Below are 14,829 nucleotides of genomic sequence, written 5' to 3' on the forward strand. Positions count from 1 at the left end.
CGCACCGCGTCGATCAGCGCACGCCACGGGCCGACCGCGTGTCGTACCAGATGCGTCCGGCGCGTTCCCACGCGTACCGGGGTCAGGCCCGCGGAGGATCGATCGTCGGGATCGATGCGAGGAGACGTCGCGTGTAGGCGACCTGCGGTTGCAACAGCACCTTCTCGGTCGGCCCCTCCTCGACGACGCGGCCGTCTTTCATCACGATGACATCCGTGCAGAGGTTCTGCACGACCCCGATGTCGTGGGAGACCATCAGCAGGGTGAATCCCTCCTCGCGGCGCAACTCGTCGATCAGCCGGAGGATCTGCGCACGGACGGTGACATCGAGTGCGCTCATCGGCTCGTCTCCCACGAGCACCTGCGGTCGATGAACGATCGCGCGGGCCAGGGCGATCCGCTGGCGCTGCCCGCCGGAGAACTCGTGGGGGAACCGCGACGCCATGCGCGCCTCCAGACCCACCTGTTCGAGTACCTCGCGGACGCGGGCCCGACGGTCGCCGTCGATCCCGAGAGCGAACAGCGGTTCGCCGATGATCCGACCCACGCTCATGCGAGGGTCGAGGGACCCGTACGGATCCTGGAACACGATCCCGGTGCGACGGCGCAGCCAGTGCAGGTCGCGGGCGCGCACGCGGGCGTCGACGCGACGGCCGTCGACCTCGACCGTCCCCGCGTCGGGTGCGTCCAACCCCAGCAGGACGCGGACGAGGGTGGACTTGCCCGACCCGGATTCACCGATCACGCCCACGCGCGCACCGGCGTCGACGTCGAGGTCGACGTCGTCGAGCGCGGTGGTCCAGCCGGGGGCGGCGAAGGGCGCGGGGCGCGGGCCGCGGAACCGGCGCACGAGGCCGCGGGCACGCAACAGCGGCGCGGTCATCCTTCTCCTCCCGGCCGCCACACCGTGGCCGTGGCGTCGCGCAGCAGTCCCCGGGTGATCTCGGAGCTGGGGTGCGACAGCAGATCCGCCACGGGTGCGGACTCCACGACCCGCCCGTTCTCGAGGACGACGCCGTGCGTGGCGATCTGCGCGAGCACCGCCAGATCGTGGGTGATGAACACCAGCGACATCCCGTCGTCTTCGACCAGCGACAGCAGCAGGTCGAGGATCTCGGCCTGGATCGTGACATCCAGCGCGGTGGTGGGTTCGTCGGCGATCAGCAGGTCGGGCCGACACGCCAGCGCCATCGCGATCGCGGCGCGCTGACGCTGCCCACCGGAGAGCTGGTGCGGGTAGCGCGCGACGATGCGTTCCGGGTCGGCCAGTGCCACGCGCCGCGCTTCGTCCACCGCGCGAGCGGCGGCCTCCGGCCGGGAGGCGCTCTCGTGGATGCGCACGGACTCGGCGATCTGACGACCGATCGTGCGGATGGGGTTCAGGGCCGTGCGCGGTTCCTGGAACACGATCCCGATCTCGTCGCCGCGCAGCCGTGCGAGGTCCCGATCGGTCAGGCCGATCAACTCGCGGCCGCGCCAGCGGACGCTGCCGGTGGCACGGGCCCCGTCGGGGAGGAGCCCCAAGATGGCCAACGCCGTGAGCGACTTGCCCGACCCCGACTCGCCGATCAGGCCCAGGCGCGCGCCCTCGGGGACGACGAAGCTGACGCCGTCGACGACGGCGCGGCCGTCGATCTCCACCCGCAGGCCGTCCACCTCGAGGCTCATGCGACCACCTCCGGCACGTGCGTGCGGGCCTCGCGGGCCGCGCCGTCGCGGCGGGCGAGGGTCGGATCGGTGGCTTCGCGCAGCGCGTCACCGAGCAGGTTCAGTCCCAGGACGGTGACGGTGATCGCCAGGCCCGGCCAGAGGACCGACAACGGGTGGACGGTGATGTAGCTCTGCAACTCGGCCAGCAGCAGACCCCAGCTGGGTTCGGTGATGGGTGCCCCGAATCCCAGGTACGACAGCCCCGCCTCGGCGAGCACGGCCACTGCCATCGCCCAGGACAGCTGCACGATGAACACCGGTGCGACGTTGGGGAGCAGGTGGATGCCGAGGTTCTGCAACGGGGTCAGTCCCGATGCCCGTCCGGCGAGGACGAAGTCGCTGTGCAGGACGCGACGCAGCTCGGGTCGGGTGACGCGGGCGATGTTCACGCCGAATCCGATTCCGACCGACCAGATCACCACCCCGAGCGAGCCGCCCCACACCGAGGAGATCATCATGGCGATCAGGAGCACGGGGAAGGCGATGAGTACATCCACCAGCACGGCCACCGACTCACGCACCCAGCGGGTCGTCAGGGCGCCGAGGGCGGCCAGGGCGATGCCGATCACGGTGGCGATGACCCCCGCGCCGACCGCCACGAGCACCGTCGTCCGGGCGCCGGCCATCAGCAGGCTGAGGATGTCCCGCCCGGACGCGTCCGTGCCGAGCAGGTGCGGCCATCCGGGCGGCGCCCACCGGCCGGGGATGTCGACCTGCTGGGGGTCGAACAGAGTCCACACGAGGGAGACGGCCGCGGTGAGCAGCACGAGCAGGATCACGGCGAGCCCGAACCGTCCCGTCGAGATCGACAGCAGGCGGCGGAACCACCCGCGACGTGGTGTGCCGGTCATGAGGCCTCCCGCTGTCGAGGGTCGATCGCCCGGTGCGTGAGGTCGACGACGAAGCCGACGACGAGCACGAAACCGGTCAGGGCGAGCAGCTCGCCCTGGACCATCGGCAGGTCGCGGGCGGACACGTCGTCCACGAGCATCCGACCGATACCGGGGAGGGAGAACAACTCCTCGATGACGACAGCCCCGACGATGATCCCGGCGACCTGCAGACCCAGCACCGAGATCACCGACAGTCCGACGTTGGGAAGGCCGTGGCGGATCAGCGCCTGGGTGCGGGTCAGTCCCTTGGCCGCGGCGGTGCGCACGTAGTCCTGTCCGATCGCCTGCAGGGTCGCCGAGCGCACGAAGCGCATGAGCATCGCGCCTTCGACCGCGCCGATGGTGAGGGCGGGGAGGAGGAGGGAGCGGATCGCGGCGGCCGGGTCCGCCCATCCGGCGCGCGGGAAGCCTTGCGCCGGCAACCAGCCGAGCCACACCGCGAAGACGACGACGAGCATCATGCCGGCCCACACCACCGGCACCGCCGCGACGGTCTGGGCGCCGACGTTCAAGCCGGTTCCCACGGCGCGTCCGCGGCGCAGCGCCGACAGCACACCGAGCGGGACGCTGATGATCAGCGCGAACACGAGCGCGAGGATTCCCAACGGCACCGTCACGCGCGCCTTCTCGGCGAGCTCGACGACGACCGGGGTCCCCGTCAGCAGCGAGGAGCCGAGGTCACCTCGCAACAGGCCGCCGATCCACTCCAGGTACTGCGCCGGAAGTGGGGCATCCAGACCCAAGCTCGCGCGGATGGTCGCCACCTGGTCAGGGCTGGAGTTCTGTCCGGCGATCACCTGGGCGATGTCGCCGGGCAGGACCCGCAGCGTGAGGAAGATCAGCACGCTGGCGACGAAGAGACCGAGCAGAAGCAGGGCCAGTCGCGTCAGCGCGTAGCGGATCACCCCTCGCTCTTGGTGATCTCTGCGAGATTGAGGCGCTCGTTGACGTTGGTCGAGGGCATGTGGGAGATGTTAGTACCCACCGCGAGCACCGAGGCGCCGTTGTAGAGCCAGTCGGCCGCGGCGTCTTCGGAGACGATGCGGGCCGCCTCGGCCAGAAGCTGCTCGGCCTCGGCCGGATCGGTCGCCGCCACGGACTGCGCGTAGAGCTCCTGCACCTCGGGGTTGTCGTAGGTGAAGTAGTAGTCGGGGTCGGCCCAGTTCTCGAAGTCGTGCGCCTCGGTGTGCAGGACGAAGCTGAGGTCGTAGTCGTGGTTGGTGTAGACGTCGTTCAGCCATGTCGGGAAGTCCACCGACTCGACCTCGAGGGTGATGCCCACTTCGTTGAGGTTCGACACCAGGATCTGGGCGACCGTGGTGGGGTAGAAGTTCGGGATCGTCAGCGTCAGCTCGAGATCTTCGGCGTCGGCGTCGGCGAGCAGCTGTCGGGCGACCTCCGGGTCGTACGGGGCGAGACCTGACAGATCCTCGTATCCGGGGTCCAGGGCGGGGATCGGCCCGTACAGGGTCTGACCGGATTGTGCTGCTTCGATGAAGGCGTCGTGGTCGATGGCCTGCCGGATGGCCTGGCGCACCCGCTGGTCCGCCAGCGGACTGCCCTCGGTCTGGTTGAAGGCGAGGGTGCCCTTGTCGGTCGACTCGCCCAGCACGAGCGCGAAGTCGCCGTTCGCTTCGATCTGCTCGCCGAGCGTCGCGTCGAAGCCCGTCACGACGTCGACCTCGCCGGCCAGCGCGGCGTTGAGCGCGGCCTGGTTGTCGGGGATGTAATCGAAGTACACCTCGGCGACCCCGGCGGGCTCTCCCCAGTACGTGTCGTTGCGCACGAGGGTGATGCTGTCGCCCTGCAACCAGTCGTCGAGCACGAACGGCCCGGTGCCGTTCGCCTCGGTCTGGTAGTCGACCTCGTCGCCTTCCTTCAGCACGATGCCGGCACGGCCGGTGAGGTTCCACAGCAGGGTGGAGTCGGGCTCGGACAGGGTCAAGGTGATGGTCTGGCCCTCGGCACTGACCGATTCGATGTTCGCCAGGCGCCCCGAGTCACGCCACTCGGGGGTGTCCCGTCGCGTCTCCAGCGACCAGACGACGTCCTCCGGGGTGAGTTCCTGACCGTCGTGGAAGCTCACGCCCTCGCGGAGCTCGAACGTGTAGGTCAGCCCGTCTTCCGAGATCTCGTAGTCGCTCGCCAGGGCGGGGACGATCTCCTGGTCGGCCGTACGCGAGACCAGGCCCTGGTAGACGTTGTCGATCAGGATCTGGTCCAGCGCGGCGCCCGCCGTCTGTCGGATGTCGAGATTGCCCGGCTCCAGCACGAGGCGGATGGCGACCGACGCGTCGGGGTCGGCGGCGGCGGTGCTGGTGGGGGCCGGTTCGTCGGATCCGGCCGTGCAGGCGGTCAGCACGAGGGCGCTGGCGGCGATCAGTGCGCCGGCTGCGCGCAGGGGACGACGGGGCATGGTGGTCCTTTCGGAGGGGCATCCGCGGGAGTGTCGGGGTGATGAGCGACCGCGGCGAGCACGAGGATCGTCGTGCGACACAACAGCCTAGGCAACGCGTGTGCGTGGCGCACACCCGATGCCGCGTACTGAAACAGAGTTGTTAGACGGTGTGGATTATTCCGGCAGGTGGGACCGGACCAGCGCCGCCAGATCGAGAGGGGCCTCCTCCTGCACGTTGTGCCCCGAGGCGAGGCGTTCGACCGCGGCTGTCGGCACCTTCTGCTGGAAGCGGGTGGCGTCCTCGTCGGTGACGAAGCCGCGTGTGCCTTGGACGAGTGTGATCGGCGCGCGGACCTGTGCCAGGTCCTCCCAGCCGGACTCGCCGAGCAGGGCATGGAAGGAGTCCTGCCCCTGCGGCGCGGTGGCGGCCCCGGGGTCGGCGGCGGCCGCGGCGGCCAGGTGGGCGAAGTGGTGTCGCCACTCGACACGCCCGTCCGGCCGGACGCGGGAGTTGAAGAAGACCCCTCGTGCCGCCTTCTCGCGGGACCCTCCGCCCAGCCCGAACGACAGGGCACGGTCGACGAGCTCGTCGCGCGAGGCCCAATCGGTGGGCCCTGCGAAGAAGGCCCGCAGCTCCGACGGTCCCGCGCTCGGGTCGACGCCGGGGGTGATGTCGACGACCACGAGCTCGCGCACCAGGTCGGGGCGGGAGGCAGCCAACGCCGCCGCGGTCAGGCCGCCCAGCGAGTGCCCGACGACCACCTGCGGGCGGTCGGTCCACCGTTCGAGGGCCGCAGCGACGTCGGGAGCGAGAACACGCGCGACGTAGGCCGCATCATCGCGCCACGAGGACTCCCCGTGCCCGGGTAGGTCGACCGCGAGTGCCGGCGCGCCGGTGGCGAGCACGACGGTGTCCCACGTGTGTGCGTTCAGTCCCGCTCCGTGCAGGAACGTCACCACCGGCCCGGGGGCGGCATCCTCCCACCCGTACGCCAGAGCGGAGAGGGTGCGCCCGTCCGGTAGGTCGAGCGCCACGCGCTCCACGTGCGGCAACGGCCCGGGGATGCCGGCTTCGGTGGCCTGCTCGGCCAGGAACGAGAACTCGTCTGCGGGATCGCTCACGCGCTCCATCATGCACCCCGGGCTAACCTGGGCGCATGAGCGAAGAGAGTCGCGTGCACCTGTCACGCTCGGCGCCCGCGGCCTACCAGGCGCTGGCGGCGTTCTCGAAGACCGCCGGGCAACTGGCGCGGGAGGCCGGAATCGACCCGCGCATGGCGGAGATCGTCCAGATCCACGTGTCGCAGCGCAACGGGTGCGCCTATTGCGTCCGAGTACACGTCGACCGCGCGGTCAAGGTGGGCCTGGACGCCGACACCATCGCGCAGATCCCGACGTGGCGTGAATCCGGGGTCTTCTCCGAACGCGAGCGTGCCGCACTCGAACTCGCGGAGTCCTTCGTGTACATCCACGACGGAGGCGTCTCCGACGAGGTGTACGACCGTGTCGGCGGCGTGCTCGCCGAGGAGGAGTACGTCGCGTTGAGCTGGTTGCTGGTGTCGATCAACGCCTTCAACCGTGTCGCCATCGCCGGACGCTACCCCGTGGCTGCCCGGGACGGCCACGCATGAGCGGTGCGTCCTCGGGTGTGAACGTCCCGGCTCAGGCGCCGGCGGTGCCCGGTGCGGTGAACCTGCGGGATGTCGGGGGGCTCCGGGCAGGCTCCGCGGTGACCCGTCACGGTGTGCTCTACCGCTCGGGCAACCTCGCACGTCTCGACGAGGCGGGCGTCTCGGCGTTCGATGCCCTCGGCATCCGACGCGTGATCGATCTTCGCGCCGACGACGAGGTCTCCCAGGCGCCCAGCCCGCTCGGTTCGCTCGACCTGCAGATGCAGCGCGCGCCGCTGTTCCTCGGTTCCGTGGAGTCGTTCTTCGCCCGCGACGTCTCCCTCGCCGAGTTGTACCGCCTGCTCGTGGACGACTCCGCATCCCGGGTCGTGGACGTCGTGCGGGGGATCGTCGTCGATCAGCCCGTGCTGGTGCATTGCACCGTCGGCAAGGATCGCACGGGAGTGACCGTCGCCGTCGCGTTGGCGGCGGCGGGGGTGGACACCGAGGAGGTCGTCGCCGACTATGCGCGCACCGAGGCGCATCTGCCGCAGTGGCGCAACGCGGCGGTGGTCGCCCATCTGCGACGGCTGCACCCCGGGGCGCAGCACCTGGAAGACCTCGCGACGAGGTCACCGGCTCCGGTGATGCGGGATCTGCTGGAGGACATCGTGCGCCGCTACGGATCGGCCGCCGACTACCTGCGGGCCAACGGCCTCACCGACGACGAGCTGCGGGAGTTGTCGCGCGTGCTGGTCGCGGGCGGTGGGGAGCCCCCTCGATTCTCGGGTTAGGCAAGCCTTGCCTCGGGGTATACTGGGTGCATCATGACCGAGCGCACCCCGTCCTCCGAGCACGGCACGGCCGCATGTCGCGCGCCGCGGCACTCGCGCGTGCAACACCTCGTCGCCGCCGACGAGTCGTCGCTGGGTGAGCTCGAGGTCCTGCTCGCGACGCTGCCGCTGTGCTCGACCGGTCGCGTGTTCATCGAGGTCCCCGACGAGTCGTGGATCGGGACGGTGAGCGCCCCGGCGCGGATGACCGTGACGTGGCTGGCGCGTTCTCGACGTTCCGGCCTGCCCGGCACGGGTCGCGCGTGTGCCCCCGGCGCCGCGCTGCACCGTGCGGTCGTCGCATGGGCCGACGAGATGCTGTGCGAGTCTGACGACCAGACCCGCGTCATCCTGATGGGCGGCTATCTCGGAACCGCCGACATCGTCGATCACCTCACCGGTGTGCGCGGCATCCCCGGCTCGTCGATCCGCACGCCGGAGCGCTTCGGCCTGGCCACCGCCCGCTGAGATCAGCGGTGCCGGCGCGGCACGTAGCGGCCGTCGGCGAGACCCGCGTCGATCTCGAAACGGTTCCGGAGGGCGTCGCGGCCCTCGAGGGTGTAGAGGATCGGCATCAGGAAGCCGAAACGACGCCATTGCGACGCGTGGATGCTCTCGTGGCGGACGATCCCCGCATCGACGGGGAGGGTGCCGGTGAGATAGCACGCGCCCATGCACACGCCCCCGCGGGGGAAGCTCCACCGGGGCATCCCGCGGAAGACCCACAGGCGGCCGCGGCGCTCGACCCGCCCGGTGCTCCACACATACCCCCACAGCATGCCGACAGCCGTCCCGTAGGCGTACCCGAGCGCGCTCACGGGGGAATCGAGCAGGAACCGGGGAAGGCGTCGCTCGATGCGGCGCGATATCGAATCGGTCACGCCAAGGCTCCGATGATGCGGAGGATGGCGCCGAGATCGTCGACCGCGGCCTCCGGTGACGCGGGCGCGAAACCGGTCAGTGTCGCCCCTGCGGTCGGAAGGACCTCGCGGACGGCGCGGATGGCGCCGACCAGTTCCGCGACCGACGGGCCGAACGGCACCGGCTGCGACACCCCGCGCACCGCGGAGGGGTCGAGGACGTCGAGGTCGACGTGGATGTGCACGCGGGACGCACCGGTGGCACGCACCGCATCGGCGAAGACCGCCGGATCCGTGAAGGCGTCGGCCGGGACGGTGCGTACGGCGGAAGAGGCCAGGAACGCCGACTCCGCCGGATCGACATCGCGTGACGCCGCCAGGACCACCCTGTCGTCGGTGATCGTCCCGGCGGGAAGGGCCAGCTGAGCGGGCGCATCGCCGAGGATGGCGCGCAGCACCATGCCGCCGAAGGCGCCGCTGGGCGAGGACTCCGGGGTGTGCAGGTCGGGATGGGCGTCGAACCACACCAGCGCGAGGTCAGGGGAGGCGACGGCCGAGACGGCACCGATCGCCACGCCGCAATCGCCGCCGACCACGAGGACGGGCTCCTCGGCGCCCGCCAGTTCACGCTCGAGCAGGTCGCGCACACGCACCAGGGAACTGAGCCGACGGATGCCGCTCCCTAGCGACTCACCCGCTTCCAGGGGCACCTCCAGAGGGGTGCACGCGGTCCTGGGCAGATCCCCCGCGATCGCTCCCGCACCGTCGACGAGTCGCATCGCCCGCGACGACCCCGACCCCTGCCACTGCGGCACCACGACGAAACGGCTCATCGACTCATCCTCCCGCACGCAGGCGATCACCGCATCCGCCCGCCGTGGCGGCCGCGTGCCTGCGCCCACCGCCGCCGATCGAGCGCGCGATGTGCCCGAACTCAGGCTGAGCGGGAGCGGGAGGCCGGATTCCGGGGTCCCCGGCGGTGTGAATGGACTTCCCGCCTGAATTCGTGTGCGGCACGGTCACGGCACCTGCCGGCGCGGCGGCCCTCGAGCCGGCACCGGAAGGCGCCCGGCCGGGACCGGGCGCCTTCCGAGCGACCGTCAGGAGCCCAGAGCGCTCTGCGACGACCCGCCGGTCTTGAGCGCGGCCAGGCGAGCCTCGACCTCGGTCAGCTGGCCCACGTCTTCGAGCGCCTCGAACTGCGCATCGATACTCGACGCGGCCAGTTCCTGCTTGCCGGCGGCCAGGGCTTCCTGGCGGCGGACCTTGTCTTCGAAACGTCCGAGCTCGCTGGTCGGGTCGAGGACGTCGATCGAGCGCACCGCGTCGTGGACCTTGACCTGGGCCTCGGCGGTCTTGGCCCGCGCCAGCAGCTCGCTGCGCTTGGCCTTGAGCTGTTCGAGCTTCTGCTTCATGCCGTTGAGGCCGTCTTTGAGCTTCTCGACGACCTCGGTCTGCGTGGCGATGGTCGGCGCGATCGCCTTCGCCTCGCTCTCCTCACTGATCTGCCGCTGGAGGGCGATCTTGGCGAGGTTGTCGAACTTGTCCGCGTCGGCGGTGTGGCCGGCCTGGCGCAGCTCGTCCGCCTTGCGACTGGCGGCGAGGGCCTTGTTGCCCCACTCGGCGGCCGCCTGGAGGTCCTCCTGGTGGTCGCGCTCGAGAAGGCGCAGGTTTCCGATCGTCTCGGCGATCGCCGACTCGGCGTCGGCGATGCTGTTGGTGTAGTCGCGCACCAGCTGGTCGAGCATCTTCTGCGGGTCTTCGGCGGAGTCGATCAGGGCGTTGACGTTCGCCTTGATGAGGGTGGAGATGCGGCCGAAGATGGACTGCTTTGCCATCACGAGGTTCCTTCCTGTCGATGGGTCTGGTCGGGATGCGGAAAGGACGGGGGTCGACGGGTCGACGGGCGGATCGGGGTCAGAAACGGCCTCCGCCCCGGCGGCCGCGCGTGCCGCCGCCTCCGAAGCTGGCCGGTCGGAACCCGCCGCGGGAGGAACCGCCGCGCGGCCCGCCGAAGCCGCCGCCGCGGCGTCCGCGGGACGAACCGCCGCCGAGGAGCGAGTTGATCACGATGCCGCCGAGCACGGCACCCATCATGTCGCCGCCGGCTGTGCGGGCGCCCTGCGACGATCCTGAGAAGGCTCCGACATCGCTCTGCGCCGCGCGGATCGCCTGCGAGGCCAGTTGGTTGGCCCGTTGTGCGTGCGGCAACGCCTGTGCGGGATCGCCCGCCTGGAGTTGCTGGGCGCGGACGAGGGAGGCGCCGGCCTCGGCCAGGCGGGTGCGGGCCTGGGCTCCGACGGCGCCGCGCCGAGCCGTGATGTAATCCTCCGCGGCCGACACCTGCGCCTGGGCCTGCATCATCTGCTGATCCAGAACCTGCCGGGCCCGTCTGGCCTGCTCCTGCTGGTCGCGGACCGCCTGGACCACCCCGTCGATCTGCGTGTCGGCGTTTTCGAGGGCTTCGAGGGTCATCAGGGGGCGTTTCGCCGATCCGGTCAGGGCGGCCCGTGCTTGTTCGACCTGCGCACGTGTCGCCGCGATGACGCCCGCGATGCGGCCGTCGGGGTCGGGGAGGGTCGATGCGGTCGCGATGTCCTTGTCGAGGTCGGTGATCAGCTGCTGGGCGGCGCGTTCGGCTTCGGCGAAGTCCGCGGTGAGGCGATGGACGGCCTGCTCCAGAAGCTCCGCCTGCCCGATCGCGTCTTCGGCCGCGCGGATCGCGACGGCGGCGTGGCCCCGTTCTCCGGCGGCGAGCGCCGCCTCGGCCGATCCGAGTTGCGCACCGGCGAATGCGAGCCTCTCCCGGGCCTGCGCGGGGTTGTCTGCGACGGTGGCCAGCGACTCCGGCGCGTACGCACGCCGGAGGGAGGCGAGGCGCTCCTCGGCTTCGTCGAGCGCCGCGGCGGTGTGCTGTCGGGCGTCCTGCGCGCGGGACAGCGCCTCCGGGGCGTCCTGCTCGAGGCGTCGCAGCTCGTCGAACGCCTCGGCCTTGTCATCGAGACCGGCATTGGCCTGCGCGCACAGATCGATGATCTGCTGATTGCCCGCACGCTTGTGTTCGTCGGTTTCCGGTGTCTCGTCGTCGAGGCGTTGCTTGATCGTGAAGGCCTGGTCGAGCAGCTTCCGCGCTGTCGCCAGGGCCTCGACGAATTCCGTCGTGGCCCTGTCTCCGAACTGCGCCCGGGCGAAGTCCAGCTCCTGCTCGCTGGTCTTCAGCGCGTCGTCGGTCTGGACCAGCGCCGATGACGCCTCGCGCTCCAGCTCCGCGACGCTCCGGCGGGGGAGGGCCCCGGCCCCGGCCGCCTTCTTCGCGCGGCGGTTGCGGACGACGAGCCAGATCAGGACGACGATCGAGATGGCCGTGGCCACCAGCAGCAGCACCGTCCAGATGGAGATCCCCGAGTCCAGGTCCGCCTGGATCCCGTCGGCGGCCGTCTCCACCGCCCCGGCGTAGTCGCCGTCGCGCAGGTCGGGCACGATCGAGGCCTCGATCGCGGTGACCTGCGCGTCGGTGAGCGGGCCGCTGGTGTCGGCGGAGATGTAATACTGCCGCCCGTCGACCGCCACGGCGAGCAGATACTGCTGCGGACCGAGTCCGTTCTCCGACGCCACCTCGTCCGCCCAGGACTGCGCGTCGGCGGGGTTGGTGAATTCGTCCACGAACACCGCGTACAGGTCGACACCGGTGGCCTCGTACAGAGCGCTCAACCGATCGAACAGGGCGGCCTCCTCCTCGCCGGAGACCACATCGACGGTGTCGACGATGTATCCCGATCCGAGGTCGACCGGGTCGGTCGCGAAAGCGGGGGAGGAGGTGGCCGAAAAGCCCAGGAGGGCGGCCAGGGTCAGCGCCCACAGTGATCCAGCACGCATCCGGTTACCCCTCTCTCCCGTCCCGGAACGAGTCTATGCAGGCCGCGACATGGGGCGGTAGACCGCGCGGGTCATCGGCGCAGGGTGCGTGCCGTTGCCGGGGTCGGCCCCGGTGCGGCGGTAGCGTGTCGCGCTGGCGAGGAGACGACATGGACTTCAGTGAGGACAGGTACGGCACGGATGTGCTCGCGGACGGATGGCGTAAGCGGGCCGCGAAGAAGATCGCGCGTGTCGAGGCGACCGATGACCTGGTCGTCGAGGTCGCCGGCGACGGCTTCTGCGGAGCCGTGACGAAGGTCTCGCAGGGCCTGGTCGAACTCGAAGACCGGCGGGGACGGCGCCGGTTGTTCCCCCTGGGTGCCGGCTTCCTCATCGACGGCGCAGATGTCATCCTCGACCCTCCCGCCGCTGTGCCCGAGCGTGGCCGCGCCCGGACCGCGTCGGGGTCGTTCGCCGCGGAGGACCGGCGTGCCCGTGTGGCCCGCGCGAGCCGGATCCTCGTCGAGGGCCGCCACGATGCGGAACTCGTCGAGAAGGTTTGGGGTGACGACCTGCGCGCCGAGGGTGTCGTGGTGGAGTACCTGCAGGGTGTGGACGTGCTCGCCGATGTCCTCGACGAGCACCCGCCGTCGGCGACCCGCCGCTATGGCGTGCTGGTGGACCATCTCGTGCCCGGCTCCAAGGAGTCGCGGATCGCGGAGGCCGTCGCGCGTGGCCCGCACGGGTCGCACGTGCTGATCGTCGGCCACCCCTACGTGGACGTGTGGGAGTGTGTCACCCCGAAGGCGATGGGTATCCAGCGGTGGCCGCAGATCCCGCGCGGGATCGAATACAAGGTCGGGATCTGCCGCGCGTTCGGGTGGCCGGCCCGCGATCAGGCCGACCTCGCACGCGCATGGCAGCGCATCCTCGGGAGGGTCCACAGCTTCCGTGACCTCGAACCGGCGCTGCTCGGTCGGGTCGAGGAGCTCATCGACTTCGTCACGCAGGAGCGCGACTCGTAGTCTGGGGGGATGACCGAGACATCCCGCGGCTTCCGCGAGCGCCCGGTGTCCTTCGTGCGTCGCAGCGGCCGGATGTCCGAAGCCCAGGAGCGTGCCTGGAGTGACCTGTCCCCGCGCTACCTGATCCCGGTCGAGCGCGACGTGGCCGCCACCAGCATCCTGCCCGGCAGCACGATCGACCCCGCCGAGGTCTTCGGTCGTGACGCGCGCCTGATCGTGGAGATCGGCTCGGGGCAGGGGCACGCGATCGTCCACGCGGCAGGCAGCGACCCGGACGTGGACTTCCTCGCGGTGGAGGTCTTCCGGGCGGGCCTGGCCCGCACGATGCTGGACGCCGACCGTGCAGGCATCGACAACCTGCGCCTGGTCGAGGCGAACGCCCCCGAGGTGCTCCAACACCTGTTGCCCGCGGGGTCGGTCGATGAGATCTGGATCTTCTTCCCCGATCCCTGGCACAAGAAGCGTCACACCAAGCGCCGGCTCATCGCGCCCGAGTTCCCCCCGATCGCGGCCGCGGCGCTGCGCCCCGGCGGCGTGCTGCGCCTGGCCACCGATTGGGAGGACTACGCCGTGCAGATGCGCGAGGTGATGGATGCCGCGTCCGGGTTCACCCGCGATTTCGGCGGCGACTGGGCGTGCCGATTCGAGGGGCGTGTGCTGACCGCGTTCGAGCGGAAGGGTGCGCGCGTGGGACGGGACATCCGTGATCTGACCTACCGACGCGCCGCCGAGACCGGGACCTGACGCGTCCATGCCGAGTGTCGCGTCGCCTTCCGATGTGTTCGAGCGTCCGGTGTGGACGTGGCGCCTGGTCCCGGCGGCTCTGGTGTGTCTGGCCGCACCGGCGTTCTTCGTACTCCTGCAGCCCGTGCTGGGGTGGACCCTGCTGGCGGCGGGGCTTTTTTCGGGGTGGTTCCTCTCGCGAGGATCCGCGCGAGAGGAAGAACCTGGCCGCCGCCTCCCCTCCTTCGTGCGCGACCTGTCGCTGATCGCGCTGGGCATGCTGATCGTCAGCGCGATCCCCCTCAAAGCCGAGCTGGACGATCTCGGGATGCTGCGGTTCACCATCGCGCTCGGCGGTGCCGTGCTGGCGCCCTATCTGGTTTCGCGATTCGTCTACCGGGACCGGGCGATCCGGTTCCCGTGGCGCGGCGGCGGGCGCTGGACGCGTTTCCAATGGACGTGGCTGGTCGCCGTCCTCGTGCTCGGCTGGCTCATCCTGCCCTATTACTTCATCACTTCGGGCGTCTACCTGAACTGGCCGGTCGTGGACACCCCCGACCTCATCGCACGGCTGTTCGTGGGGGTCGGCGCCGTGGGCATCTGGGACGAGTTGTTCTTCATCTGCACGTGCTTCGCGTTGCTGTTGCGCCACTTCACGTTCTGGCAGGCCAACGTGCTGCAGACGATCGTGTTCGTGTCGTTCCTGTGGGAACTGGGCTACCAGGCGTGGGGGCCACTCCTGACCGTCCCGTTCGCGCTACTGCAGGGGTTCATCTTCCTCAAGACGCGTTCGCTGGCGTACGTGGTGACCGTGCATCTGCTGTTCGACGCGGTCGTGTTCGGCGTGCTGGTCCACGCCCACAACCCGGGGTTGCTGGACGGGCTCTTCCTCGTGTGAGCGGCGACACGCCAGGCTCGAGGG

16 protein-coding genes are annotated in these 14,829 nt (G+C 70.5%); 6 read left to right on the forward strand and 10 right to left on the reverse strand.

Features of this window, described 5'->3' with window-relative positions; translation table 11 throughout:
- Positions 1 to 82: 82 nt before the first annotated feature.
- The 6 genes from ABD204_RS08655 to ABD204_RS08680 all read right to left on the reverse strand — a co-directional run bounded on the left by ABD204_RS08655 (position 83) and on the right by ABD204_RS08680 (position 6,132).
- The gene (locus tag ABD204_RS08655) at positions 83 to 883 is read right to left on the reverse strand and encodes an ABC transporter ATP-binding protein (protein WP_194425110.1); all 801 of its coding nucleotides are present in this window, start codon (positions 881 to 883) and stop codon (positions 83 to 85) included.
- Positions 880 to 1,668: an ATP-binding cassette domain-containing protein gene (locus tag ABD204_RS08660; RefSeq protein ID WP_194425111.1), complete on the reverse strand. Its 789-nt coding sequence runs from the start codon at positions 1,666 to 1,668 to the stop codon at positions 880 to 882. The genes ABD204_RS08655 and ABD204_RS08660 overlap by 4 nt, the downstream gene beginning before the upstream one ends.
- Positions 1,665 to 2,561 carry an ABC transporter permease gene (locus tag ABD204_RS08665; RefSeq protein WP_194425112.1) on the reverse strand — a complete coding sequence of 299 codons (897 nt, stop codon included), beginning with the start codon at positions 2,559 to 2,561 and terminating at the stop codon, positions 1,665 to 1,667. The genes ABD204_RS08660 and ABD204_RS08665 overlap by 4 nt, the downstream gene beginning before the upstream one ends.
- Positions 2,558 to 3,508 carry an ABC transporter permease gene (locus tag ABD204_RS08670; RefSeq protein ID WP_194425113.1) on the reverse strand — a complete coding sequence of 317 codons (951 nt, stop codon included), beginning with the start codon at positions 3,506 to 3,508 and terminating at the stop codon, positions 2,558 to 2,560. Before ABD204_RS08670 ends, ABD204_RS08665 begins: the two co-directional genes overlap by 4 nt.
- On the reverse strand, positions 3,505 to 5,019 hold the full coding sequence (locus tag ABD204_RS08675) for an ABC transporter substrate-binding protein (protein WP_194425114.1): 1,515 nt from the start codon (positions 5,017 to 5,019) through the stop codon (positions 3,505 to 3,507). The genes ABD204_RS08670 and ABD204_RS08675 overlap by 4 nt, the downstream gene beginning before the upstream one ends.
- Positions 5,020 to 5,175: 156 nt before the next feature.
- Complete coding sequence (locus tag ABD204_RS08680) at positions 5,176 to 6,132, reverse strand: alpha/beta fold hydrolase (protein WP_194425255.1); 957 nt, start codon at positions 6,130 to 6,132, stop codon at positions 5,176 to 5,178.
- A 26-nt stretch (positions 6,133 to 6,158) separates the two neighbouring features.
- On the opposite strand from ABD204_RS08680, the gene ABD204_RS08685 reads away from it, so the two are divergent.
- The 3 genes from ABD204_RS08685 to ABD204_RS08695 are packed head-to-tail and all read left to right on the forward strand — an operon-like array spanning position 6,159 to position 7,912.
- Entirely contained in the window at positions 6,159 to 6,632 is a 474-nt protein-coding gene (locus ABD204_RS08685) for a carboxymuconolactone decarboxylase family protein (protein WP_194425115.1), read from the forward strand.
- Positions 6,629 to 7,405, forward strand: a complete 777-nt coding sequence (locus tag ABD204_RS08690) for a tyrosine-protein phosphatase (RefSeq protein ID WP_194425116.1) — start codon at positions 6,629 to 6,631, stop codon at positions 7,403 to 7,405. The genes ABD204_RS08685 and ABD204_RS08690 overlap by 4 nt, the downstream gene beginning before the upstream one ends.
- Positions 7,406 to 7,438: 33 nt before the next feature.
- Positions 7,439 to 7,912, forward strand: a complete 474-nt coding sequence (locus ABD204_RS08695; RefSeq protein WP_194425117.1) for an SIP domain-containing protein — start codon at positions 7,439 to 7,441, stop codon at positions 7,910 to 7,912.
- Between the two features lie 2 nt (positions 7,913 to 7,914).
- On the opposite strand, the gene ABD204_RS08700 is transcribed toward ABD204_RS08695, so the two are convergent.
- The 4 genes from ABD204_RS08700 to ABD204_RS08715 all read right to left on the reverse strand — a co-directional run bounded on the left by ABD204_RS08700 (position 7,915) and on the right by ABD204_RS08715 (position 12,180).
- Complete coding sequence (locus tag ABD204_RS08700) at positions 7,915 to 8,325, reverse strand: Fe-S oxidoreductase (RefSeq protein ID WP_194425118.1); 411 nt, start codon at positions 8,323 to 8,325, stop codon at positions 7,915 to 7,917.
- Complete coding sequence (locus ABD204_RS08705; protein WP_194425119.1) at positions 8,322 to 9,137, reverse strand: arginase family protein; 816 nt, start codon at positions 9,135 to 9,137, stop codon at positions 8,322 to 8,324. Before ABD204_RS08705 ends, ABD204_RS08700 begins: the two co-directional genes overlap by 4 nt.
- 267 nt (positions 9,138 to 9,404) lie before the next feature.
- Positions 9,405 to 10,142: a PspA/IM30 family protein gene (locus tag ABD204_RS08710; RefSeq protein WP_194425120.1), complete on the reverse strand. Its 738-nt coding sequence runs from the start codon at positions 10,140 to 10,142 to the stop codon at positions 9,405 to 9,407.
- Positions 10,143 to 10,221: 79 nt separating this feature from the next.
- Complete coding sequence (locus ABD204_RS08715; RefSeq protein ID WP_194425121.1) at positions 10,222 to 12,180, reverse strand: TPM domain-containing protein; 1,959 nt, start codon at positions 12,178 to 12,180, stop codon at positions 10,222 to 10,224.
- A 149-nt stretch (positions 12,181 to 12,329) separates the two neighbouring features.
- Here ABD204_RS08715 and ABD204_RS08720 point away from each other — a divergent pair, with 149 nt between their 5' ends.
- Genes ABD204_RS08720 through ABD204_RS08730 form a run of 3 tightly spaced genes read left to right on the forward strand, consistent with a single transcriptional unit; the run spans position 12,330 to position 14,805 of the window.
- Complete coding sequence (locus tag ABD204_RS08720; RefSeq protein WP_194425122.1) at positions 12,330 to 13,184, forward strand: DUF3097 family protein; 855 nt, start codon at positions 12,330 to 12,332, stop codon at positions 13,182 to 13,184.
- A gap of 9 nt (positions 13,185 to 13,193) precedes the next feature.
- A complete protein-coding gene (trmB, locus tag ABD204_RS08725) occupies positions 13,194 to 13,928 on the forward strand; it encodes a tRNA (guanosine(46)-N7)-methyltransferase TrmB (protein WP_194425123.1) in 735 nt (244 codons plus the stop codon).
- A gap of 7 nt (positions 13,929 to 13,935) precedes the next feature.
- On the forward strand, positions 13,936 to 14,805 hold the full coding sequence (locus ABD204_RS08730) for a CPBP family intramembrane glutamic endopeptidase (RefSeq protein WP_194425124.1): 870 nt from the start codon (positions 13,936 to 13,938) through the stop codon (positions 14,803 to 14,805).
- The last annotated feature ends 24 nt before the right edge of the window (positions 14,806 to 14,829 follow it).

Origin of the sequence: Microbacterium aquimaris, from assembly GCF_039531285.1 — a bacterium.
GTDB classification, from domain to species: domain Bacteria; phylum Actinomycetota; class Actinomycetes; order Actinomycetales; family Microbacteriaceae; genus Microbacterium; species Microbacterium aquimaris.